This window comes from Mycobacterium sp. MAA66, from assembly GCF_041261665.1.
Taxonomy (GTDB): domain Bacteria; phylum Actinomycetota; class Actinomycetes; order Mycobacteriales; family Mycobacteriaceae; genus Mycobacterium.
On sequence record NZ_JBGCCC010000006.1, the window covers coordinates 122558 to 144332 of the forward strand.

Below are 21775 nucleotides of genomic sequence, written 5' to 3' on the forward strand. Positions count from 1 at the left end.
TCGCGTGGAACTACGGGGCGATCAGCACCCCGGCGTCCGAGGCGGCCTGCTGCAGCTGGCCGATCGTCAAACCGCCCCAGTTGTTGATCGGACCCATCTTGGCACCAAGCCAAGGCACCACGCCCGGATCGGGCGCGACGCCCAGGTTGTAGGCCTGCATGCCGGGCAGATGGTGCTCGAGGAAATTGCCCAGCGCATCGACCACGGCAACGATGTCGTTGATCGGGTTCAGGCCCAGCAGTGCCGCGTCGTTGAACAGCGGGTTCACTGCGCTGGGGTTGCCGATCATCACGATGTCGCCGTAGTGCGGCTTACTGCCGCCGCCGGGTACGTAAGCGGGCATCAGTGGCTGCAACCCGGGTAGATCGGTGGAGAAGTATGCGGCGGTGTCTCCGTAGGTCTCGATATTGACGAAGTTCGAGTTGACGCCATTGCCCGCAACGGAGGTGTTCAGACCTGGACCCTCGAAACCGATGCCGCCCAAACCCGTCTGTTGCGCGACGTACTGCGCTTCCCAGCCGCCCAGCGAGTGCCCGGTCAGGTAGATGTCGCCGGTGCTGTAGCCCTGCGCGGTCGCGGCAGCCTGGACCGCCCGCTCAAACGCCAACGAATCGTAGAACGCCTGCGGAGTGGTGTGGGTGAAGATGATCTGGAAGTCGGTGATGAACTGGGTGATCGCGATCAGCGGATGGAACAGCAGATTGGTGCCGCCGGTGGTGCCTTGGTAGGCGATGACGATCTGCCCTTGCGGGGTCACCCACGCCTTGCCCACGGCGCCGGACAACGGATTGAAGGTCTGCATCTGAAAACCGTTGACGGTGAACGGCTTCAGGCCGCCGGGCTGGCCGCCGAGCACGTACGCGCCGGCAGCGGCGTCGAGGAACTGGGCGACCGTCGGGGTCTGATCATTTGTCGGGCCGGTGTAGGTCAGGGTCGGCACCTTCGGCTGGTTGGCCGGAGTTTTGTTGAGCCCCAACACATTTTCGAATCCGCGGAACGCCGCGAACAAGGCTTCGTCGATGGGGGACCAGTTGAAGGGGCTCTTGGGGCCGCTCTGCGAGACGGTCAGGTCCAGGACCTGCAGCACCGTGTTGATGATGCGGCCGGGGAGCGCTATGAGCTGCGCTATCGGCGACAGGGGTGCCGGCGTCGGCACCGTCGTGGTGTTCGTCGGGGAACTGCTCGACGCGGTGGGCTTGAGACTGACGGCGCCGGTGGAGGTCGCGGCTACCGCGGCGGCCGCGACCGGGGTATGTGCGGGTGCGGGTGGTTGCGCGGAGACCCGCGGGGTCGTGACGGCCGTCTGCGCCTTGGTGGCGGCGGTCGGGGCGACAGGGTTCTTGGTCTTCGCGGCGCGTTTGGCTGCACCAGCATCTGAGTTCTTTGCTGAATTATGCTGTGGTACAGGTGAATCCGATCCAGCTGCACTCGGTGTGGCGGTGTCGGGCGGCTGGCTGGTATCCGCTGCGGCTTTCTTGCCCTTCTTCTGCGGTGCCGGGGCTGTCGTACCCGGGTGCGTAACGGGTTTGGCCGGACCGGGCGACGCGGAGGCGGCGGCAGACGTATGGCCCGCAGAGTTGCCCGAATCGGGGTGGCCGGTCTCGGCCCAGGCGACGTCATGGCCGGCTGCTGCGATACCGATGCCGACAGCAACCGCTGCCAGACGATAACGGCGAGACATCCGCTTGGTGTTGCGTCGGCCATGCAGCGTCATCAATGTCCCCCTTGACATTGGGGCCGCGGTTGTCGCAGCCGAGCGTGTTCCGCGCCCAACATATGACATCGCGTGATGTCACTCGTCAGGAATGGTCACTTTCGCAAACACTCAGGCCTGCCAGGAACGCCACAGGGCGATCGACACGGTCACGACCGGACCGTCCAGTGCGACCCGGTCGTACTGCGGGTACTTGGCGCGCAACAGCGAGTATCCGATGGCCATCTCGTCGCCGCTGTCGTGCAGGGTGGCGTGGCCGTCGGCTCGGACCCACCACAGCTGATTCCAGTCGTCGCTGTAGTGCTCCACCAGCAGACTGACCTTCGGGTTGGCCGCGATGTTGGCCAGCCGCCGGAGGTGCTGGGTGGACTTACGTTTTGCGTCGACGGCGGTATACAGCACGTCGTGACTGACGGCGAACACGACCGGAATCAGGTGGGGCTGTCCGTCCGGTGCCGCGGTCGCCAGGACCGCCAGTGGTGCCGCGGCAAACTGCGCGGGCCCGTCGAAAGCTGGAGCGGTCATGACTCATTGTCTCCAACGCGGGTGCGCCGGCGCGGCACTCATCGGTAATCGGGTCACATTGATCTCGGGGCTCTTGGTCGTGGTGCTCGGGTGGGTCGCTGGCGGCTCGGCAACCGCCGGTGCCGGGGCGGCCGGGGCGGCCGGCGCCGGCGGAGATGGCGCCGGTGGCGGTGCCGGTGGGGACGGTGGCGGTGGAGGGGGCGCCGAGGTGGGGGCAGTTGCGGTGGTTGTGGTGGACGGCGCAGTGGTGGTCGTGGACGGGGTGGGGGCCGGTGAGTCGTCGGCAGGTTCTTTGCGGGTGGCAAGCAGGACCATCGAGATCACCAGCGCGACGGCCGCGCCCGCGACCAAGGTCAGTAGCAACCTGGTCCGGCCGGACCGATACCACGGCGCGGGTGGCGCCTTGAAGTGCCAGGTGTTGGTGTCGAAGGGGTCGAAAGTATCGGGAGCGGGCTCGGGTTCGGGAATGGCGAACGGGCCGGTGACCGGCGACCGGAACGGGCCGGGGCCGACGGTGGCAAACCGGTCGGTATCGGGGTCACTGTCGGACACCTTCCAGATGGTAGGCGGCGCCGTGCCCGAACCTGTGATAGCTGTGAGAGTTGAGGCGCGTGTCCGGTTGTCGGAGTTCGACGGGCTCAGACGTCCTTGACGGGCTCGATACCCAGATCTTGGTAGGTGACCAGTGCCGCGAACGGCACGCCGCGCCTGGCGAAGCGTTCCGTGGCGATATCGCCGCGGTCGACCATCGGGATGACACCGGTGACGACGGCCCCCACCGAGGTGACGCGTTCGTACGCGATCTCGGTCGATCCACCGGTACTGATCACGTCGTCGACAAGCAGCACCCGGGTGCCGGGCTCGATGCGGGTGCCCTCGATCCACTGCTCCCGGCCGCGCGACTTCTGCTCCTTGCGCACCGAGAACCACGCCTTACCGGTGACCATCGCGACTCCGTGGGCCAGCGGGTCGGCACCCATGGTCAGGCCGCCGACGGCATCGAATTCGATACCGCGCAGCGCCGCCAACTCGGCCACGGCCTGGCTCACCAGGGTCAGGTTCTTGCCGTTGTCGATGGCGAACTTGCCGTCGATGTAGTCGTGGCTGAGCTGCCCGCTGGCCAGCCGGAACGGCTCCTCGCGGCGCTCGTAGCCGCGGGTGCGGATCAGTTCGAAGGCGGCGTCCCAGGATTTCGGGCGATCAGCAGCAGACATACCGTGATGCTATTGCACGTGGGAAGCTCCGCCCGCGCTACCGGGAGCGCTGCGCCAATTCCACAGTGGCCGAACGCAACTCGTCGACGGAGTTCAGTGGCTGGGCATAACCCACGCGGGTGTAGGCCATTCCGCGGGCGGTGTCGACCCGCAGATCCAGGCCGTAGCGGTCGACGCCCGTACAGGTCGCCGACGACGTGTCAGGATAGCCGCCGAGCACTCGGGCCATCGCGGCCAGGGCGTCGGCGTGGTCGGCATTCAGGTGGGCGATTGCCCCGGCGGCCGACGGGGTCACCGGGTCAGGTTGGGCCGCAGCGTAATCCGCACCGGTGGCCGAATCCATCCGGCCGTAGCCGCCGACCCATCGCACTCGCTCGACCCGCAGCACCCACAGCGCGAAGTCGGTGTAGTCGATGTAGTACTTGGCGGCCGCCACGGCCGCCACGGCGGCCAGGTGAGCGGCCCGGGCGGCGTCGCGCTGGTCTCCTTCGGGTTGGTACACCCGGCCTGCCAAGGTGACCCGGCCACCGGCCAGCGGGTCCTTGTCGGTGGTCGCGGCGATGATGGAGATGCTGGCCCGCTGATCGCCCGCCAGGTTGCGCCCGTGCTCGGCCAGGGTCGACACGCACAACACCGGGTTCCCGCCCAACAGGCCGTAGGTCACCATCGACGCCCACGGATCGCCGTCCGCGGTCAGGGTGGCCAGGGTGCCGGTATTGGTCGACGCCGCGATGGTGCGGGATTCCTCGGCCGCCGTCGGGCGCGTCGGGTTGACGATCTCGGCCAGCGGGGGCGGAATCGTCGGGGCATCCCCGGGGTCACCGTGATCGCGTGTCGCCACGGCTGCGACCCTACCGGGCTATCGGTACGTTGGAGGCTGATGGACGCCCCCCACGGTGGCGTGGACCACCCGAGCGCCGACGACTACGGCCATGCGCGCGTTCTCCCGGAGGACCGCACATGGTTCAAGAGCGCGGTCTTCTACGAGGTGTTGGTCCGTGCCTTTTACGACTCCGACGCTGACGGATCAGGCGATCTGCGCGGTCTCACCGAGCGGCTCGACTACCTGAAATGGCTTGGTGTCGACTGCATCTGGCTGCCGCCTTTCTACGACTCGCCGCTTCGCGACGGCGGCTACGACATTCGCGACTTCTACCAGGTACTGCCCGAATTCGGCACCGTCGACGACTTCGTGGCCCTGCTGGACGCGGCGCACCGGCGCGGGATCCGGGTCATCACCGACCTGGTGATGAACCACACCTCCGACGCCCACGCGTGGTTCCAGGAGTCGCGGCGCCACCCCGACGGTCCGTACGGCGACTTTTACGTCTGGAGCGACAGCAGCGACCGGTACCCGCAGGCCAGGGTCATCTTCGTCGATACCGAGGAGTCGAACTGGACCTTCGATCCGGTGCGCCGGCAGTTCTATTGGCACCGGTTCTTCTCCCACCAGCCCGACCTGAACTACGACAACCCGGCGGTGCAGGACGCGATGCTCGACGTGCTGCGGTTCTGGCTGCGCCTGGGCATCGACGGCTTCCGCCTGGACGCGGTGCCCTACTTGTTCGAGCGGGACGGGACCAACTGCGAAAATCTGCCCGAGACCCACGCCTTTCTGAAGCGCTGCCGCAAAGTCGTCGACGATGAATTCCCGGGCCGGGTGCTGTTGGCCGAGGCCAATCAGTGGCCCGCCGACGTGGTGTCCTACTTCGGGGACCCGGCCACCGGCGGCGACGAATGTCATATGGCATTCCACTTCCCGCTGATGCCAAGGATTTTCATGGCGGTTCGGCGCGAATCACGCTTCCCGATCTCGGAGATCCTGGCCCAGACGCCACCGATCCCGGAGTGCGCCCAGTGGGGCATCTTCCTGCGCAACCACGACGAGCTGACGCTGGAGATGGTCACCGACGAAGAGCGTGACTACATGTACGCCGAGTACGCCAAGGACCCGCGGATGAAGGCCAATGTCGGGATCCGTCGTCGGCTGGCCCCGCTGTTGGAGAACGACCGCAACCAGATCGAACTGTTCACTGCATTGCTGCTGTCCCTGCCCGGCTCGCCGGTGCTGTATTACGGCGATGAAATCGGTATGGGCGACATCATCTGGCTGGGTGACCGCGACGGTGTGCGCACGCCCATGCAGTGGACCCCGGATCGCAACGCCGGATTCTCCACTGCGAACCCGGGGCGGTTGTACCTGCCGCCGAACCAGGATCCGGTCTACGGCTATCAAGCGGTGAATGTCGAAGCGCAGCGCGACAGTTCGAATTCACTGTTGAACTGGACCCGCACCATGCTCGCGGTGCGCCGGCGCCATGACGCGTTCGCGGTCGGTACGTTCCGGGAACTGAGCGGGTCGAATCCTTCGGTGCTGGTTTACGTTCGGGAAGTCGACGGGGCGGCCGTGTTGTGCGTCAACAACCTGTCCCGGTTTCCGCAGCCCATCGAGTTGAACCTGCAGAGCTGGGCGGACTACACGCCGGTCGAGATGACCGGGCATGTGGAATTTCCCCGAATCGGGCTACTGCCATACCAATTGACGCTGCCCGGCCACGGGTTCTATTGGTTCGCCTTGCGCGCGCCAGACGGTGAGGAGCGGTGATGGATGTGCAATACGCCGAATGGCTGACCCGGCAACGCTGGTACGCGGGTCGCTCCCGGACCTTGACCGGTGCGCAGCCGGCCACCGTCATCGCACTGCGTGCCGATCTCGACCTGGTGCTGCTGGACGCCGTCTATGCCGATGGCCCGGCCGAGCGCTACCAGGTGCTGGTGCGCCGCGGAGAGGGCGCGCCGCCCGAATACGCCGACCTGGCCACCATCGGCAATGACGGTTCGACGGCCGTCATCGACGGCTTGTTCGACCCCGAAGCCGCGGAGTATCTGCTGTCCCTGATCGGCAGGTCGGCCGTCGTGGGTGAGGCGGTCTTTGTCGCCGAGCCGGGCGGCCTGTTGCCTACGGGGGCGCCGGCACGGGTGATCGGGGCCGAACAGAGCAACACCAGCGTGGTGTTCGGCGACACCGCGATACTCAAGATGTTCCGCCGCCTGATACCCGGGGTGAACCCCGACATCGAGCTGACCGGGGTGCTGGCCCGCGCCGGCAGCCCACATGTAGCGCCGCTGCTGGGCGAGTTCCACCTGAGCGAAAAGGGTTCGGCGGCAGCAGATTCAGTGGCTTTGGGCATGGTCACCACGTTCGCCGCCAACGCGGCCGAAGGTTGGGACATGGCCACCGCGAGCACCCGGGATTTGTTCGCCGAAGGTGACCTGCATGCCGACGAGGTGGGTGGGGACTTCGCGGCCGAATCGCACCGGCTGGGCAGCGCTGTCGCCCAGGTGCACGCAACGTTGGCCGCCGAACTCGGCGCCGTCGCCGCGAGGTTCTCGGCTGCGGCCATGCTCGACCGGTTGTCCGCGGTGGTCGCCGCGGTGCCTGCGCTCGGCGAGCACGCCACCCAGATCGAGCATCGCTACCGCGAACTGGACGGTCACCCGATGACCGTCCAGCGCATTCACGGGGACCTGCACCTCGGTCAGGTGCTGCGCACCCCGGAGACCTGGTTGCTCATCGACTTCGAAGGCGAGCCCGGGCAACCACTGGAGCAGCGCCGGGCGCCGGATTCCCCGCTACGCGACGTCGCGGGCGTACTGCGCTCCTACCACTACGCGGCGTATCAGCGGGTGATCGAGGGAGACGGCAACAGCCGAGCGGACAAGCAATTGGCGACGCGGGCCAGGGAGTGGGCCGAACGCAACCGATCGGCATTCTGCGACGGCTATGCCGAAGTGGTCGGGTCCGACCCCCGAGTGGAGACCGAGGTGTTGGCGGCCTACGAGCTCGACAAGGCGGTCTACGAGGCGGGTTACGAAGCCCGGCATCGCCCCGGATGGTTGGATCTGCCGCTGCGCTCCATCGCGAGGCTGCTGGCCGACTAGGTCTGAGAGCTGTGGTCTTGCTCCCAGTTCGTGTTCCAGCTGCGATGGCCCAGGAGCTCGGCGACGCGGCGTGACCAGCGAGGATGCTCAGGGTTAGGTAGACCCACCCCCAGCGTTCGCTGCTAATTCACAGGTAGTAACAGGTTAGTAATGGATAACTGGTTCAGTGAGCACCCAACTCGAAGCGCCCGACGAGGTCGTCGACGAAGAATCCGCTCCCGAATCAGCCTCCCGTGGCCACCGGGTGGCGCTGGCGGTCCTGCTGATCGGCACGGCAGTGCTCTATCTGTGGAACATCACGGTCAACGGGATGGGCAACGACTTCTATGCCGCGGCAGCCTGGGCGGGATCGAAGAATTGGGAAGCGCTGCTGTTCGGCTCGCTGGACCCGGCCAACTTCATCACCGTTGACAAGCCACCGCTGTCGCAGTGGGTGATGGGCCTGTCCGGCCAGATCTTCGGCTTCAGCAGCGCGAGCATGTTGGTGCCGGAAGCGCTGATGGCGGTCGGCTCGGTGGCGCTGCTGTATGCGACGGTCAAGCGGGTGGCCGGGCCGTGGACCGGGCTGCTGGCCGGCACGGCACTGGCGCTGACGCCGGTGACGGTGTTGATGTTCCGGTTCAACAATCCGGATGCCGCGATGGTGCTGCTGATGATCGCCGGGGCGTACTGCGGGGTGCGGGCTCTGCAAGGCAATGGATCACGCTGGATGGCGCTCGCCGGTGTCGTAATGGGCTTCGCCTTTCTGGCCAAGATGCTCGAGGGCATCATGGTGGCGCCGTCGATCGCGCTGGCGTATCTGGTTGCCGCGCAGGTGAGTTGGCGGCAACGTCTGATCCACATCGGCTGGGCGGTACTGGGCACGCTGGCGGCATCCGGTTGGTTCGTGGTGCTGACGCTGCTGTGGCCGGCCTCGGCGCGGCCCTATCTTGCCGGTTCCACCGACAACAACTTCATGAATCTGGTCCTGGGCTACAACGGCTTCGGCCGGGTGCTGGGCGACAACAAGAAGGTCTTCGCTCCGCCGACCGCTGAGGTCGGAACCCTGGCCGGCACCCAGGTGCATATCGGTTCGCACGGCCCATTCGGTTCGCAGACCGAAGGCGTCATGCGCCTGTTCAGCGGCGAATTCGGCTACGAGATCAGTTGGCTACTGCCTGCTGCGCTGGTGGCGATCATCGTGGTTCTGGTTGCGCGCCACGGAAAGCCGCGCACGGACCTGGTTCGGGCGGCGGTGTTGTTGTTCGGCGGTTGGCTGCTCAGTGACGGTCTGGTGCTGAGCTTCATGAAGGGCTTCATCCACGCGTATTACTCGATGTCGATCGCGCCGGCGGTGGCCGCGGTGTTCGCGATCGGGGTGCAGCAGATGTGGGTGTTGCGAGAAAAGTTATGGGCCCGAATCGCTTTGGCGGTGATGCTGCTCGGCACCGCGGTCTGGAGTTTCTGGCAGCTGAACAGCCATTCGGCGTGGCTGCCGGCGCTGCGGTGGATCATTCTGGTCGGCACCGCCATCGGTGCGGTGGCGCTGATCTGGCGGGGCAACGTACGGTCCCGCGGGGCCGTTGTGGCGCTGGGTGTTTCACTTGTCGGCGCGATGCTGGGGTCCACGGCCTACTCACTGGCCACCATCAACGTCTCCCATGTCGGTGGTGGCCCTACGGTGGGCCCGGACAGCAACTACAACAGCTGGACCAAGGGCATCGACAGCACTGAGCTGGACGACATGCTCAAAGCGACGCACAACGAATGGTCGGCAGCGATCGAAAGATCCTCGTATGCCGCGACGTTGGAGTTGAAGACCGAGACGTCTGTGATGGCCATCGGTGGCTTCGGCGGTGCCGACCCAGCGCCGACGCTTCAGGAGTTTCAGGATTACGTGGCCGCACACCGGATCGGCTATTTCCTCAAGCCGGGCCTGCACGGCCGTGGCCCGCAATTCGGCAGGCATGACCACAACGACATCGTCGAGTGGGTGGCGGCCAATTTCCCGGCGACCAAGGTCGGCGACGTCACCGTCTACGACCTGTCAGCTGGAAAGCCTTAGCGCTCAAGCGGAAAGCGGCATGACGGCGCTGTACAGATCGGGATTGACGATCATGTCCACCCGGCCGAAGCGGGCACGTACCCGGGCCAGCAACTGGTCGAGCTGAGCCCGATCATGGGTGTCGGCGGCGATCGCATAGATCCGGTCGGCGGGTTGACCGTGGGTGATACGAACCAGGGAACCGGCGTGCCGGTCGGTCACCACGACGCGGTAGCCGTGGGCCAGCAGGCTGAGGGCGGTGGCCAGGCCGTTGTCCGAACCGGCGTCCAGGACCACCGCGACGATGCTTTTCTTCATGACATCGAGTCAACGCCCGCTGGCTAAGTGCCAGATGAGTCATGGCTAGGACTGGGATACGTGATTTCGGTGCTTGAGGGCCGATGGCACCCGGAACGGCCGGAACCGTTCAGCGGACGAGACGGCGGAGCAGGGCGGAGGCCGCCGCGATACCGAGCAGTGCCGCCGCAGCCAGCACGGCGATGTCGACCGCAGTGTTGCCGGGAATGCCCAGTAACAGTGCCCGCAGCGCGTTGACCTCGTAGGACAGCGGGTTGACCGCCGAGAGCACGTGCAGCCAGCCCGGCATGATGTCGACCGGATATAAAGCGTTGGAGGCGAAGAACAATGGCATGGTGATGGCCTGGCCGATACCCATCAGCCGGTCCCGGTTGCGCACCAGCCCGGCCAGCGTCATGGACAGACAGGCGAAGAACGCCGAGCCGAGCACCACCACGCCCATTGCCGCCAGGATGCGTAACGGGTTGAAGGTCAACTGGATACCCATCAGATACGCGATGATCAGCACGCCGACCACCTGGGCCACCGACCGCACGCCGGCGGCGAATGCCTTGCCGGTGATCAAGGCCGACGCCGGCGCCGGTGTCACCATCAACTTGTCCAGGATGCCCGCGTCACGGTCCCAGACGATCTGGATGCCGTAGAAGATCGAGATGAAAAGTGCCGACTGGGCGATGATGCCCGGTGCCAGAAAGCTCAGGTAGGGCACGCCACCGGTGTTGATCACGTGCAGGCGGGAGAACGTCTGGCCGAAGATCAGCAGCCACAGCGCGGGCTGCACCATCCGGGTGAACAGCTCGGTGCGGTCGTAGCGCAGCTTCTGCAGCTCGACGAGCGAGAAGGCACCGATCCGGCGCAGTAGCCCGAGGATGCGCCCCGCCCCGCGCGGGGCTCGGACCAGGTGGGTTTGCAGGTCAACCGACACGTCGGGCCGTCCTTCTGGTGGCGCGGACCTGCTTGAGGGTCTGGTGGTCGTCATCGTCGGTCAGGTCGGAACCTGCATGGTGTCGGAAGACGTCCTCGAGCGTCGCCGTGGCGCCCAGTGCCGCCTTGAGAACCGTTGGGGTGCCGACGGTTTGCAGGACGCCGTGGTGCATCAATGCCACCCGGTCGCACAGGGCGTCGGCCTCCTCCATGTAGTGCGTGGTGAGCAGCACCGTCATGCCGTATTCCTCTTGCATCCGGGCCACCTGGGTCCAGACGCTGTCGCGGGCGATGGGATCCAGCCCGACGGTCGGCTCGTCGAGGATCAGCAGCGACGGCCGGTTCACCAGCGCCTGCGCCAGTTCCAGGCGCCGCACCATGCCGCCGGAGTAGGTTTTGGCGGGATTGTCGGCGACGTCGAGCAGGTGCATCGCCGCCAAGGCTTCGTCGACCCGGGCCCGGCGCTGCCGGCGGGGGACGTCGTACAGCCGGGCGAACAGATCCACATTTTGCCGCCCGGTCAGTGCCGCTTCGATGGAAAGTTGTTGGGGCACATAGCCGATGTTGTGGCGGACATCCATGGTGTCGCGGCCGGCGTCCAGGCCGAAGATGCGCACTTGCCCGTGTTGGACCGGGGTGAGTGTGGTCAGCACCCGCACCAGCGTGGTCTTGCCGGCACCGTTGGGACCGAGTAGTCCCATGGTCTCGCCGACGGCTACGGTCAGATTCAGATCGTCGACCGCGGTGAAGTCGCCGTAGCGATGGGTGACGTGCCGGCAGTCGATGGCGGGAGTCATTGGTCCTCCTGCAACATTCGCGTCATATCGGCCAGTACTGCCAAACCCTTTGTCAGGCTGTCGATCTGACTGTCGTCGAGCCGCTCCAGGACCGTTTTGAGGGTCGCACGCCGGGCAGCCCGGGTCTGGTCGGCGAGCTGTTGCGCCGGCTCGGTCAGCTGCAATCGGCCGATCCGGCGGTCAGCGGGGTCAGCGGTGCGGACCAGCAGTTCGTCGGCGGCCAGCTTGGACACCAGTGTGGAGGCGGTGTTGGGCGCCAGACCGAGTTCGTCGGCGGCCGCCCGGATGGAGATTCCGGGGTTGCGGCCGACCAGGCGTAGCAGTTCGGCCTGGGACTCGGTGACGGTGCCACCGAAGGCGCGGCCGGCGGTCCGGCGTAGTTGACGCCGGAAACGGCCGACCGTGTTGAACAAGTCGGCGGTCAGATCGGTGCGGGTTGGCACATCCCCACATTACCTCTGTTGCAGAGGTAATTACCTGTCGGATTCCTGCAAGATTGATGTACCCACGTGGTTTACTCGCTCGGTGCCCCGCATGTTCCCCGAATATCGCACGCTGCTCACGGATTTCGAACGCGGCGTGCTGACCCTGACGCTGAACCGGCCGGCCCGGCGCAATGCCTTCGGCGGTGGCATGCGGGAAGAGCTCGCCGACGCCTACACCCGGTGCGATGCCGCCGATGAGATACGCGCCGTCGTGCTCACCGGTACCCCGCCGGCCTTTTGCGCCGGTGCTGACCTGGCCGACGGCGATCACACCTTCGCCGAACCCGGTCCCGAATTCAGTGCCGCCGGTATCGCGGTGCCGGCGTGGTCGTTGAGCAAACCGGTGATCGCCGCGATCAACGGTCATGCGATCGGACTGGGTCTGACGCTCGCACTGCAATGCGATATCCGCATCTTCGCCGCCGACGGGAAGTACGGAGTGGTGCAGGTCCGCAGGGGAGTGGTCGGCGACGCGTATTCGCACTGGGCGTTACCCCGCCTCGTGGGCATCGCCCGGGCTGCCGAAATCCTGTTGGTTGGAGGCATTTTCGACGGCCACAGGGCCGTCGAGCTAGGCCTGGGGACCCGGTCGCTCCCGGCGTCCGATGTCGTCCCTACGGCACTGGAACTGGCGCACGACATCGCCGACAACACCGCGCCGATGTCGGTGGCAGCCAGTAAGCGACTGTTGTGGGACTCGTTCGAGCTTTCGCGTGCCGAGGTGGGGGAGCGAGAGACTGAGATTCACCGAGTGGTGATGGCGCACGATGACGCCAAGGAAGGCGTCCGGGCATTTTTGGCGGGCCGCAGGCCGCAGTGGACCGGCCGCCCGGTGGATCCGACGTGCTGACGTCCGTCAGCCGGTGACTGTGACGCCCGAATCTCGCAGGGTGGCAATGGCATCGGCTGAACTGCCGGGCGCCACCCCGGCCGTGTAGTCCAGTAGGACGTGAGTCCTGAACCCTGCGCGTGCGGCATCGAGGGCCGTGGCCTTGACGCAGTAGTCGGTGGCGATGCCGACGACGTCGACTTCGTCAACGCCTTTGGACCGCAACCAATCTGCGAGCTCGATGCCGTCATCGGTCATCCCCTCGAACCCGCTGTAGGCGGCCGAATGATGTCCTTTGCGGAACACCGCCTCGACTCCCGATGGATCGAAGTCCGGGTGAAACTCGGCGCCCACGGTGCCCGCGACGCAATGCGGCGGCCACGACTCCTGGAAGTCAGGGTGGTCCGAGAAGTGTGCGCCTGGGTCGATGTGGTGGTCGGCGGTGGCCACGACGTGGTCGTAGTCGTGCCGCCGCAGCAGCTCGGTGAGCGCGCGTGCCACATCGGCGCCGCCGGCTACCGCCAACGACCCGCCCTCGCAGAAGTCGTTCTGCACATCGACCACGATCAGTGCGCGCATGGTCTCCACGGTAACTACTGCACGTCGACCGTGGCGATGGTCTTGTTCAGTGTCTTGAGGGTGATGTCGACCTTGCCGGCGGTGCCGATCGAAAACTGGAACGACTGGTTGGGCTTGGCGGTGACGGTGAACTTGTGTTCGGGAGTGGAGTTCACGTGCAGTTCGTCGTCGGCGTCGCTGCTGATCCGAACCACGATGGTCTCGTCGACGGTGGCCTTCAGCTGCTTGCCGGTGGGGATGACCTGCCCGCCCTTGATGGTGGCGTCGATGACCAGCCGCTGTGGCGGGGCCTGCTGATCGGACATCTGCGGCGTGCCAGAAGAGGTCGGTGCCGGGGTGACGGGTGCATTGCCCGACTGGGTACCGCAACCCGCGGTCAGGAGCGCGGCGGTTACTGCGATACCGACGGTGCGCAGGTTCAGGGTGCTCATGACCGGCTATTTTCGCTGGTGCCATCAGGGTGGTCAGCACGCAGGGGGCACATATGGTGCCGCGCGGTCGGCATTGCACAAGATAGACGACCAAACTATAGTCTGGACACATGTCCAGGAGTCCGTCGTGACTCCGTCTGCCCTGAGTCGATGGTGAACTGATCATGCGTATCGCCCTGCTGTCCTATCGCAGCAAGACGCACTGCGGGGGCCAGGGCGTCTACGTCCGTCACCTCAGCCGTGGTCTGGTCGAACTCGGCCATGAGGTCGAGGTGTTCTCCGGCCAGCCCTATCCGGAAGGCCTCGATACCCGGGTCAAGCTCACCAAGATCCCGAGCCTGGACCTGTATCGCGAGCCGGATCCGTTCCGGGTGCCACATATCCACGAGATCCGTGACCACGTCGACCTGCTGGAGTTGTTCACCATGTGGACCGCGGGTTTTCCCGAGCCCCGGACGTTCTGCATGCGCGTCGTGCGTGAGTTGCGGGCGCGTCGAGACGAGTTCGACGTCATCCACGACAACCAGAGCCTCGGCTCGGCGCTGCTGAAACTGCGTCGCGACGGGATTCCGGTGGTGGCCACTGTGCACCACCCGATCACCCGGGACCGGGTGCTGGAGATCGCCGCCGCGAAGTGGTGGCGAAAGCCGTTGGTGCACCGCTGGTATGGGTTCGCCGAGATGCAGAAGCGGGTCGCCCGCCGCATTCCGGAACTGCTGACCGTGTCTTCGGCCTCGGCCGCCGATATCGCCGCGGACTTCGGGGTGCTGCCGAGCCAGCTGCAGGTGGTGCCGCTGGGCGTCGACACCGAGCTGTTCAGCCCATCGCCGCACCGGGTGCGTGGGCGAATCATCGCGATCGCCAGTGCCGACGTCCCGCTCAAGGGTGTCAACCACCTGCTGCACGCGGTCGCGCGGTTACGCGCGGAACACGACCTGGACGTGCAATTGGTGTCCAAGCTGGAGCCCAACGGGCCGACCGAGAAACTCATCGCCGAGCTCGGCATCTCCGACATCGTCAACATCTCCAGCGGGCTGACGGATTCCGAATTGGCCGCATTGCTGGCATCGGCCGAAATCGCTTGTATCCCTTCGCTGTACGAGGGGTTCTCCCTGCCGGCCGTCGAAGCCATGGCAAGCGGGACACCGATCGTGGCCAGTCGGGCGGGGGCGTTGCCCGAGGTACTGGGTCCAGACGGGGATTGTGCGCGTCTGGTGGCACCGGGTGATGTCGGCGAACTGTCCCGCGTGCTCGGTGAGCTGTTGGACTCGCCAACGGAACTGGCCCGGCTCGGCGCCAATGGGCGTCGCCGCGCCGAGGCTGTATTCAGCTGGGAGTCCGTTGCTGCACAGACTGTTTCGGTGTACGAGAGGGCGATATGCTGACCGTTGACTTTGACCGGCTCCAGATCAGGTCTGGAACCACCGTCATCGACGTCGGCTGTGGTGCCGGTCGGCATGCGTTCGAAGCGTTCCGCCGGGGCGCCGATGTGGTGGCCTTCGATCAGGATGCCGATGAGCTGGCCAACGTCGACATCATGCTGCAGGCGATGGCGCAGGAGGGCGAGGCACCGGCCGGCGCCAAGGCCGAAGTGGTCACCGGCGACGCGCTGGCCCTGCCATACGCAGATGGCGAATTCGACTGTGTCATCGCCTCGGAGATCCTGGAGCACGTGCCGCAGGACGACCGGGCCATCGATGAGCTGGTGCGGGTGCTCAAGCCCGGCGGCTTGTTGGCTGTGACGGTCCCGCGCTGGATGCCGGAGAAGATCTGCTGGCTGCTGTCCGATGAGTACCACGCCAACGAGGGCGGGCACATCAGGATCTACCGTGCCGATGAGCTGTTGGACAAGATCGCCGATCGTGGCATGGTCTTCCAGCACCGGCACCATGCCCACGCCTTGCATTCGCCGTTCTGGTGGCTGAAATGTGCTGTGGGTGTGGACAAACCGACGCATCCGGCAGTCGAGGCGTATCACAAGCTGTTGGTCTGGGACATGATGAGCAAGCCCTGGCTGACGCGGGTCGCCGAAGATGCGCTCAACCCGCTGATCGGCAAGAGCGTCGCTCTGTACTTTCAGAAGCCGGCGGCCTGACCGGTGCGGCGGCACAAAATTCCCGGCGTCGCAGGGGTTCTGACGCCGGCGCAGTGCCTGCAAACGGCCGAGTCGATTGCCGCCACCCAGGAGTCCGACGGCGCTCTCCCGTGGTTCGACGGCGGGCATACCGACCCGTGGGACCACATCGAGAATGCGATGGCGTTGACGGTCGCCGGCTTGATCGAGCCCGCGCGCGGCGCTTTCGACTGGTGTCGTAATACCCAGCGTGCGGACGGATCCTGGCCGATCCAGATTCGGCGGGGCGTCATCGAGGACGCCAACATCGACAGTAACTTCTGCGCCTACGTGGCCACCGGGGTGTGGCACCACGTGCTGGTGACCGACGACCGTCAGTTCGCCGTGCAGATGTGGCCCGTGGTGTTCCGGGCCATCGAGCTGGTGCTGACCATGCAGTTCGGTGACGGCGAAATTGCCTGGGCGGCAAGCCCTCACGGAATCCTCGAAGAGGCGCTGCTGACCGGATGCGCCAGCATCTATCACGCCATCAGGTGTGCGCTGGCCCTGGCGAACTACCTCGGCGAATCCCAGCCGGAATGGGAGGTTGCGCTGGGCCGGCTCGGACACGTGATCGCTTCGCATCCAGAAGCTTTCAATGCCAAGGACACTCACGCCATGGAGTGGTACTACCCAGTGCTCGGTGGCGCGATCCGCGGGGTTGCCGCGCAGGCGCGTATCCAGGCCCGCTGGGATGAATTCGTGGTGCCGCGGCTGGGTATCCGGTGCGTCGATCACCGACCGTGGGTGACCGGGGCGGAGACCTGCGAGCTGGTGATGACGCTGGACGCGATAGGCGAATCGGCAAGGGCCTATGAGCAATTCGCCAACATGCAACACCTGCGCGAGGTCGACGGATCGTACTGGACCGGCCTGGTGTACGCGGACGGTAAGCGGTGGCCGGTGGAGCGCAGCACCTGGACCGGCGCGGCGATGGTGCTGGCGGCGGACGCCTTGTCGAGAACGACCCCGGGCAATGGAATCTTCCGCGGCGAGGATCTGCCGCGCGGCCTCGAAGGCGCCTTCGACTGCGCCTGCGCGACCCGCTAGAGCGCTGCGCCCGGCGTCCCGGAGCGTCGCTCCAGGATCCGCATCGACCCGTGGGTCGCGACTTCGGTGAAATCGCCTGTGGCCAGCGCCCTTTGGTAGATGTGAAACGGCGCTTGGCCGCCGTCCTCTGGATTCGGGAAGACGTCGTGGATCACCAGCGCACCACCGACCTCGACCCAGCGGGCCCAGCCGTCGAAGTCGCGTTGGGCGGCTTCCTCGGTATGGCCGCCGTCGATGAACAAGAACCGCAACGGGGTTCGCCACGACCGGGCCACTACCGTCGACCTGCCGACTACGGCGACCACGTTCTCGTCCAGGCCGGCCGCGTCCAGCGTGTGCCGCAATGTCGGCAGGGTGTCGAACAGGCCGGTCACCGGGTCGACCATCGAGCTGTCGTGGTACTCCCAACCGACCTGGTGCTCCTCGGAGCCGTGGTGGTGATCGACGGTGTAGAGCACGCCGCCGGTCTGGCGGGCCGCGGCACCGAGCAGCACCGTGGACTTACCGCAGTACGTACCGATTTCGACGCCTGCGCCGTCACCCAGATAGCGCACCGCGACGTCGTAGAGGGCGCGGCCTTCGTCGGCCGGCATGAAGCCGGTGACCGTCTCGGCGTAGCTGAAAAGGCGGACGGCATCCGGCGGCAGGGCGGCCTCGGTGGTGCTCATGACGTCAACATACCGTTGCTGGTCAGCCCCTGTTGTAGTAGCGTCTGGACACGTGTCCGAACAGGCGCTGGAACCGACTCGGCGCCGGTTGTCGGCCAAACAGGCCGATACCGTTGATCGCCTCAGCCGAGCGGCGCTGGACTTGCTGCGCCGCGAGGGATTCGCCGGCCTGACGGTACGCCGGGTTGCCGCCGAAGCGGGCGTCGGCGCGGCGACCGCCTACACCTACTTCTCCTCCAAGGAACACCTTGTCGCCGAGGTGTTCTGGCGCCGGTTGGTCTCCGCGCCGCCGGCTCCGCACCAATCCGACGACCAGGCGACCCGGGTCACCGAGGTGCTCCGGCACATCGCCTTATTGGTTGCCGACGAACCGGAATTCGCCGGCGCGGTGACCAACGCGCTGCTGGGCCGCGATCCGGACGTGGAGGTGCTGCGGCAACGGATCGGCCGCGAGATCCGGGATCGGCTGGCCGCGGCCCTTGGCTCGGACATCGACGCCGATGTCATCGACTCGCTGGAGATGCTCTATTCGGGCGCCTTGGTGCGTGCCGGGATGGGGTACGCCTCATACGAGGAGATCGCCGCGCGATTGGAGAAGTCAGCGCGTCTGATGCTGGGTTGACGGGCCGCTCATCAGTGCCGTCGCGGCGGTGACCGCTGGGGCCATCAGCTCGTCGATATCGCGGTCGTCTTCGACGATCAACGCGGTCAGCTCGCGCAGGCCGCCGAGCAGGATGAGCGCCAGTGCCGGGCTGACCGGGGGCAGTCCTACGCGTTGAAATCCGGGGTTGCCGGTGATGTCGACGACCATCGCGGTCAGATGCTCCATGGCCACCCGGTGGAGCCGGAGCGCGGCGGTGCCGAGGGCCGGTGCCTCCCGGATCCAACTCAGCGTGATGGGCCGGTTGGAGTCGATGTGCGCCACGTAAGCCTCGACTGCACAGCGGATCTGGGCGTCCCACTCGGCGTGTGGATCGACGTTGCCGCGGATCCGGGCGATGAGTGCCTCGTTGTTGGTGCGGAGCAGCTCGATGAAGCATTCTTCTTTGGTGGCGAATCGGTCGTAAAAGGTGCGTTTGGAAGTCTTGGCGTTCCGGACGATGTCAGCAACGGTGGTGTCGCGATAGCCACGCGTCGCGATCGACGCGGCGAGGCCGCCCAAGAGTCGTACCCGGAAGTCGGTGGCGGCACCGGCCGGCGCGGTATGTGCTGCGCTCGGCGCCGTTCCCATGTCCCCTGCCTGTGCCCTGTGCGCCATTTCAGCGCTCTGGTACCAACCGGTACCGTACTACAGTTTCGTGCGGGAATCGTGGGTTCCGCAAATTTTCGGGCACGGAGGGCGCCATGGGCGAAATTATCGCCGAGGTCAATACAGTGGCGACTGCGCGACCGGAGGCCCTGGCGATCAATCTGCCGCCCGGACCCCGGCTTCCGAAGGCTCTCCTCGGCCTGTGGTTCGCCACGGCCCGTCAGCACATGGGCGCACACCTGTGGAAGCGTTACGGCGACGTCTTCACCGTGAACGTCCCGGTCTTCGGCCGCACCGTCATGATCGCCGACCCGCGGCTGGCCAAGCAGTTGTTCGCGGCCGACCCCGAAGATGTCGGCAACACCCAGCCCAACCTTTCTCGATTGCTCGGTCCCGGTTCACTTTTCGGGCTCGAAGGTGCCGAGCATCGGGCTCGGCGCAAACTGCTCACGCCACCGTTCCACGGTAAGAGCGTCAAGAACTACGAGCGGATATTCGTGGAGGAGACGCTTCTCGAATCCGCCCACTGGCCCGACGACCAGGCATTTCAATCCGTCGAGCCGCTGATGCGGATAACGCTCAACGTGATGCTGCGTGCGGTATTCGGTGCCGCGGGTGAGCAGTTCGACCAGCTGCGCAGCCTCATGCCGTCGTGGGTGGTGCTGGGCTGTCAGCTGGCCCCGTTGCCCATGCCGTCGCGCACCTACGGCCGGTACTCGCCATGGGGACGGCTGGCGCAATACCGCAGGGAATTCGACGTGTTGGTCGATCAATTGATCGACAACGCCACGGCCGACCCGGATTTCGAGAATCGCGACGACATCCTGAGCCTGCTGCTGCGCAGTAGCTACGAGGACGGAACCGCGATGTCCCGCCGGGATATTGCCGACGAACTGCTGACCTTGCTGGCGGCGGGGCACGAGACGACGGCGACCACATTGGCCTGGGCGCTGGAACGGATATCGCGACACCCGGATGTGCTGACCCGGTTGGAGGCCGAGGCGGCCACCGATGACAACGCCTACCGGCAGGCGACCTGCATGGAGGTGCAGCGCACGCGGGCCGTCATCGATCTCGCCGGACGCCACGTCTATGCGCCGAAATTCCAACTCGGCCAATGGGTCATCCCTGGCGGAAGTACGGTGGTCGTCGCTGTCGACCAGGTGCACGTCCGCGCCGACGAGTTCGACGATCCGCACACCTTCGATCCGCAGCGCTTCCTCGGTGAGCGTCCGCCCGCGGCGTTCATGCCGTTCGGCGGCGGGCTACGGCGTTGTGCGGGTTCGGCGTTCGCGGTTGTCGAGATGGATGTCATCCTGCGAACCATATTGCGCCACTTTGCGATTGAACCCACTGATGCACCTGGTGAGAAGATCCGCTCCCGCGGCATCGCCAACCCGCCCAAGGATGGGGCGCGGGTGACGATGCGGCGGCGACCGGTTCCGCTGGGAACCTAGGCGTCGCGACGACCGAAACCCAAGACCCTTGCTTATCGCTGGTACTAGCCGGTACCGTGCAACGCAGTCCCGCGGTACGGCGTGGTACCGCAAAAAGTGGTCTTGGAGCCTGCCATGAGTGAAACTGCCACCGCTGACCCGGTTGCCCGGGTACCGGCGATCAACCTGCCGCCGGCGACCTGGCTACCCAAACTGATCCAGGGGCTGGCGTTCGGGTTCAACCGGCGCAAATTCGTCCAGCTCATGGTGCCGCGGCTGGGCCCGGTATTCACCTGCAACGCACCGGTATTCGGCCACACGGTGCTGGTGGCCGACGCCCAACTGGCCAAGCAGCTGTTCGCAGCGAACACCGACGCGGTCGGCAACATCCAGCCCAACCTGTCCCGGGTGCTCGGCAATGGGTCGGTGTTCGCGCTCGACGGCACCGAGCACCGATTGCGCCGCAAGCTGCTCACTCCGCCGTTTCACGGCAAGAGTGTCAAGAACTACGAGCGCATCTTCGAAGAAGAGACGCTGCGCGAGGCCGAGTCCTGGCCGCAGGGGCAGGCTTTCGGCACTCTCGAGCCGATGATGCGCATCACGCTCAACGCAATCCTGCGGGCGGTATTCGGAGCCGACGGTGAGCACCTGGACGAACTCCGACGGATCATCCCGCCCTGGGTGACGCTCGGCTCCCGGGTTGCGGTGCTGCCCATGCCGGCCCGCACCTATGGCCGGTACACGCCGTGGGGCCGGTTGGCCGAGTATCGGCGTCAGTACGACGAGGTCGTCGGTCGCCTGATCGACGAGGTCCGCGCCGACCCCGACCTGGACAGCCGCGACGACGTGCTGGCGCTGCTGCTGCGCAGCACCTACGAAGACGGCACGGCGATGTCACGCAGCGACATCGCCGATGAGTTGCTGACCCTGCTGGCAGCCGGTCATGAGACCACGGCGGCCACCCTGGCCTGGGCCTTCGAACGAATCTCCCGGCACCCCGAGGTGCTGCGCCGCCTCGAGGACGAAGTGGCCGACGGGTCGGACGAATACCGCCAGGCCGTGATCCTGGAAGTGCAGCGCGTGCGCACCATCATCGACTTCGCTGGTCGGCACGTCTACGCGCCGACCTTCCAGCTCGGCGAATGGGTGATCCCGCGCGGCTTCTCGGTGATCGTGGCGATCGACCAGATGCATGAGAGCGCAACAGAATTCGCTGATCCGCAGCGCTTCGATCCGGAGCGGTTCGTCGGCAATCGGCCGCCCCTGGCGTTCTTGCCGTTCGGTGGCGGCACCCGCCGCTGCGTCGGAGCGGTGTTCGCCAACGTGGAGATGGATGTCGTGCTGCGCACGGTATTGCGCCATTTCGCCATCGCGACAACCAGCTCTCCGGGAGAGCGGGTGCATGCCCGCGGCGTGGCGTACACCCCCAAGGGCGGTGGTCGCGTAGTGCTGCGCCGGCGCAGCACTCAGTTGTAGGT

Annotated in this window: 23 protein-coding genes; 10 read left to right on the forward strand and 13 right to left on the reverse strand. The window is 66.1% G+C overall.

Annotated features, from left to right (window positions below; translation table 11 throughout):
• Nucleotides 1-10 precede the first annotated feature (10 nt).
• The 5 genes from ABIA30_RS18345 to ABIA30_RS18365 form a co-directional block, all read right to left on the reverse strand.
• A complete protein-coding gene (locus tag ABIA30_RS18345) occupies nucleotides 11-1714 on the reverse strand; it encodes a hypothetical protein (protein WP_370067917.1) in 1704 nt (567 codons plus the stop codon).
• Nucleotides 1715-1825: 111 nt separating this feature from the next.
• Nucleotides 1826-2239, reverse strand: a complete 414-nt coding sequence (locus ABIA30_RS18350) for a TIGR03668 family PPOX class F420-dependent oxidoreductase (protein WP_370067919.1) — start codon at nucleotides 2237-2239, stop codon at nucleotides 1826-1828.
• A 3-nt stretch (nucleotides 2240-2242) separates the two neighbouring features.
• Entirely contained in the window at nucleotides 2243-2791 is a 549-nt protein-coding gene (locus ABIA30_RS18355) for a hypothetical protein (RefSeq protein WP_370067921.1), read from the reverse strand.
• Nucleotides 2792-2877: 86 nt separating this feature from the next.
• Nucleotides 2878-3453: an orotate phosphoribosyltransferase gene (gene pyrE / locus ABIA30_RS18360; RefSeq protein WP_370067923.1), complete on the reverse strand. Its 576-nt coding sequence runs from the start codon at nucleotides 3451-3453 to the stop codon at nucleotides 2878-2880.
• Between the two features lie 37 nt (nucleotides 3454-3490).
• A complete protein-coding gene (locus tag ABIA30_RS18365) occupies nucleotides 3491-4294 on the reverse strand; it encodes a HugZ family protein (protein WP_370067925.1) in 804 nt (267 codons plus the stop codon).
• A 39-nt stretch (nucleotides 4295-4333) separates the two neighbouring features.
• Here ABIA30_RS18365 and treS point away from each other — a divergent pair, with 39 nt between their 5' ends.
• From treS to ABIA30_RS18380, 3 genes are all read left to right on the forward strand, one after another.
• A complete protein-coding gene (treS, locus tag ABIA30_RS18370; protein WP_370067927.1) occupies nucleotides 4334-6058 on the forward strand; it encodes a maltose alpha-D-glucosyltransferase in 1725 nt (574 codons plus the stop codon).
• A complete protein-coding gene (locus ABIA30_RS18375) occupies nucleotides 6058-7395 on the forward strand; it encodes a maltokinase (RefSeq protein WP_370067929.1) in 1338 nt (445 codons plus the stop codon). Before treS ends, ABIA30_RS18375 begins: the two co-directional genes overlap by 1 nt.
• Nucleotides 7396-7561: 166 nt before the next feature.
• The gene (locus ABIA30_RS18380) at nucleotides 7562-9439 is read left to right on the forward strand and encodes an ArnT family glycosyltransferase (RefSeq protein ID WP_370067931.1); all 1878 of its coding nucleotides are present in this window, start codon (nucleotides 7562-7564) and stop codon (nucleotides 9437-9439) included.
• A gap of 3 nt (nucleotides 9440-9442) precedes the next feature.
• On the opposite strand, the gene ABIA30_RS18385 is transcribed toward ABIA30_RS18380, so the two are convergent.
• The 4 genes from ABIA30_RS18385 to ABIA30_RS18400 form a co-directional block, all read right to left on the reverse strand.
• Nucleotides 9443-9736 (reverse strand): SDR family NAD(P)-dependent oxidoreductase, encoded by a 294-nt coding sequence (locus ABIA30_RS18385; RefSeq protein ID WP_370067933.1) that lies wholly within the window; start codon nucleotides 9734-9736, stop codon nucleotides 9443-9445.
• A 109-nt stretch (nucleotides 9737-9845) separates the two neighbouring features.
• Complete coding sequence (locus ABIA30_RS18390) at nucleotides 9846-10586, reverse strand: ABC transporter permease (RefSeq protein WP_370068170.1); 741 nt, start codon at nucleotides 10584-10586, stop codon at nucleotides 9846-9848.
• A gap of 64 nt (nucleotides 10587-10650) precedes the next feature.
• Nucleotides 10651-11457, reverse strand: coding sequence for an ATP-binding cassette domain-containing protein (locus ABIA30_RS18395; RefSeq protein ID WP_370067935.1), 807 nt, complete (start codon nucleotides 11455-11457; stop codon nucleotides 10651-10653).
• Nucleotides 11454-11900, reverse strand: a complete 447-nt coding sequence (locus tag ABIA30_RS18400) for a MarR family winged helix-turn-helix transcriptional regulator (RefSeq protein WP_370067937.1) — start codon at nucleotides 11898-11900, stop codon at nucleotides 11454-11456. The genes ABIA30_RS18395 and ABIA30_RS18400 overlap by 4 nt, the downstream gene beginning before the upstream one ends.
• 91 nt (nucleotides 11901-11991) lie before the next feature.
• Between ABIA30_RS18400 and ABIA30_RS18405 the strand changes: the two genes are divergently transcribed.
• Nucleotides 11992-12792, forward strand: coding sequence for an enoyl-CoA hydratase/isomerase family protein (locus ABIA30_RS18405; RefSeq protein WP_370068172.1), 801 nt, complete (start codon nucleotides 11992-11994; stop codon nucleotides 12790-12792).
• A gap of 6 nt (nucleotides 12793-12798) precedes the next feature.
• On the opposite strand, the gene ABIA30_RS18410 is transcribed toward ABIA30_RS18405, so the two are convergent.
• Nucleotides 12799-13350: a nicotinamidase gene (locus ABIA30_RS18410; RefSeq protein ID WP_370067939.1), complete on the reverse strand. Its 552-nt coding sequence runs from the start codon at nucleotides 13348-13350 to the stop codon at nucleotides 12799-12801.
• A gap of 14 nt (nucleotides 13351-13364) precedes the next feature.
• Nucleotides 13365-13781, reverse strand: coding sequence for a hypothetical protein (locus ABIA30_RS18415; protein WP_370067941.1), 417 nt, complete (start codon nucleotides 13779-13781; stop codon nucleotides 13365-13367).
• A 164-nt stretch (nucleotides 13782-13945) separates the two neighbouring features.
• Between ABIA30_RS18415 and ABIA30_RS18420 the strand changes: the two genes are divergently transcribed.
• From ABIA30_RS18420 to ABIA30_RS18430, 3 genes are read left to right on the forward strand one after another with little or no spacing between them, the layout of a single operon-like run.
• Nucleotides 13946-15166, forward strand: coding sequence for a glycosyltransferase family 4 protein (locus ABIA30_RS18420; RefSeq protein ID WP_370067943.1), 1221 nt, complete (start codon nucleotides 13946-13948; stop codon nucleotides 15164-15166).
• Nucleotides 15160-15876, forward strand: a complete 717-nt coding sequence (locus tag ABIA30_RS18425) for a methyltransferase domain-containing protein (RefSeq protein ID WP_370067945.1) — start codon at nucleotides 15160-15162, stop codon at nucleotides 15874-15876. The genes ABIA30_RS18420 and ABIA30_RS18425 overlap by 7 nt, the downstream gene beginning before the upstream one ends.
• A 3-nt stretch (nucleotides 15877-15879) precedes the next feature.
• Complete coding sequence (locus tag ABIA30_RS18430) at nucleotides 15880-16944, forward strand: prenyltransferase (protein ID WP_370067947.1); 1065 nt, start codon at nucleotides 15880-15882, stop codon at nucleotides 16942-16944.
• On the opposite strand, the gene ABIA30_RS18435 is transcribed toward ABIA30_RS18430, so the two are convergent.
• Nucleotides 16941-17612 carry a class I SAM-dependent methyltransferase gene (locus tag ABIA30_RS18435; protein ID WP_370067949.1) on the reverse strand — a complete coding sequence of 224 codons (672 nt, stop codon included), beginning with the start codon at nucleotides 17610-17612 and terminating at the stop codon, nucleotides 16941-16943. The two genes, ABIA30_RS18430 and ABIA30_RS18435, sit on opposite strands and share 4 nt — an antisense overlap.
• Before the next feature lie 52 nt (nucleotides 17613-17664).
• Between ABIA30_RS18435 and ABIA30_RS18440 the strand changes: the two genes are divergently transcribed.
• The gene (locus tag ABIA30_RS18440) at nucleotides 17665-18234 is read left to right on the forward strand and encodes a TetR/AcrR family transcriptional regulator (protein WP_370067951.1); all 570 of its coding nucleotides are present in this window, start codon (nucleotides 17665-17667) and stop codon (nucleotides 18232-18234) included.
• Here the strand turns inward: ABIA30_RS18440 and ABIA30_RS18445 are convergent.
• Nucleotides 18211-18843: a TetR/AcrR family transcriptional regulator gene (locus ABIA30_RS18445; RefSeq protein WP_370067953.1), complete on the reverse strand. Its 633-nt coding sequence runs from the start codon at nucleotides 18841-18843 to the stop codon at nucleotides 18211-18213. The genes ABIA30_RS18440 and ABIA30_RS18445 overlap by 24 nt on opposite strands.
• A 113-nt stretch (nucleotides 18844-18956) precedes the next feature.
• Here ABIA30_RS18445 and ABIA30_RS18450 point away from each other — a divergent pair, with 113 nt between their 5' ends.
• Together ABIA30_RS18450 and ABIA30_RS18455 are read left to right on the forward strand one after the other, a co-directional pair.
• Nucleotides 18957-20318: a cytochrome P450 gene (locus ABIA30_RS18450; RefSeq protein WP_370067955.1), complete on the forward strand. Its 1362-nt coding sequence runs from the start codon at nucleotides 18957-18959 to the stop codon at nucleotides 20316-20318.
• Nucleotides 20319-20432: 114 nt separating this feature from the next.
• On the forward strand, nucleotides 20433-21773 hold the full coding sequence (locus ABIA30_RS18455; protein WP_370067957.1) for a cytochrome P450: 1341 nt from the start codon (nucleotides 20433-20435) through the stop codon (nucleotides 21771-21773).
• The last annotated feature ends 2 nt before the right edge of the window (nucleotides 21774-21775 follow it).

Excerpts from the sequence above, each read along its gene's own strand:
- ABIA30_RS18405 (WP_370068172.1), top strand. The coding sequence starts at position 11,992 with ATGTTCCCCGAATATCGCACGCTGCTCACGGATTTCGAACGCGGCGTG.
- ABIA30_RS18375 (WP_370067929.1), top strand. The coding sequence starts at position 6,058 with ATGGATGTGCAATACGCCGAATGGCTGACCCGGCAACGCTGGTACGCG.
- ABIA30_RS18395 (WP_370067935.1), bottom strand. The coding sequence starts at position 11,457 with ATGACTCCCGCCATCGACTGCCGGCACGTCACCCATCGCTACGGCGAC.
- pyrE (WP_370067923.1), bottom strand. The coding sequence starts at position 3,453 with ATGTCTGCTGCTGATCGCCCGAAATCCTGGGACGCCGCCTTCGAACTG.
- ABIA30_RS18425 (WP_370067945.1), top strand. The coding sequence starts at position 15,160 with ATGCTGACCGTTGACTTTGACCGGCTCCAGATCAGGTCTGGAACCACC.
- treS (WP_370067927.1), top strand. The coding sequence starts at position 4,334 with ATGGACGCCCCCCACGGTGGCGTGGACCACCCGAGCGCCGACGACTAC.
- ABIA30_RS18455 (WP_370067957.1), top strand. The coding sequence starts at position 20,433 with ATGAGTGAAACTGCCACCGCTGACCCGGTTGCCCGGGTACCGGCGATC.
- ABIA30_RS18410 (WP_370067939.1), bottom strand. The coding sequence starts at position 13,350 with ATGCGCGCACTGATCGTGGTCGATGTGCAGAACGACTTCTGCGAGGGC.
- ABIA30_RS18420 (WP_370067943.1), top strand. The coding sequence starts at position 13,946 with ATGCGTATCGCCCTGCTGTCCTATCGCAGCAAGACGCACTGCGGGGGC.
- ABIA30_RS18450 (WP_370067955.1), top strand. The coding sequence starts at position 18,957 with ATGGGCGAAATTATCGCCGAGGTCAATACAGTGGCGACTGCGCGACCG.
- ABIA30_RS18435 (WP_370067949.1), bottom strand. The coding sequence starts at position 17,612 with ATGAGCACCACCGAGGCCGCCCTGCCGCCGGATGCCGTCCGCCTTTTC.
- ABIA30_RS18445 (WP_370067953.1), bottom strand. The coding sequence starts at position 18,843 with ATGGGAACGGCGCCGAGCGCAGCACATACCGCGCCGGCCGGTGCCGCC.
- ABIA30_RS18385 (WP_370067933.1), bottom strand. The coding sequence starts at position 9,736 with ATGAAGAAAAGCATCGTCGCGGTGGTCCTGGACGCCGGTTCGGACAAC.
- ABIA30_RS18345 (WP_370067917.1), bottom strand. The coding sequence starts at position 1,714 with ATGACGCTGCATGGCCGACGCAACACCAAGCGGATGTCTCGCCGTTAT.
- ABIA30_RS18415 (WP_370067941.1), bottom strand. The coding sequence starts at position 13,781 with ATGAGCACCCTGAACCTGCGCACCGTCGGTATCGCAGTAACCGCCGCG.
- ABIA30_RS18350 (WP_370067919.1), bottom strand. The coding sequence starts at position 2,239 with ATGACCGCTCCAGCTTTCGACGGGCCCGCGCAGTTTGCCGCGGCACCA.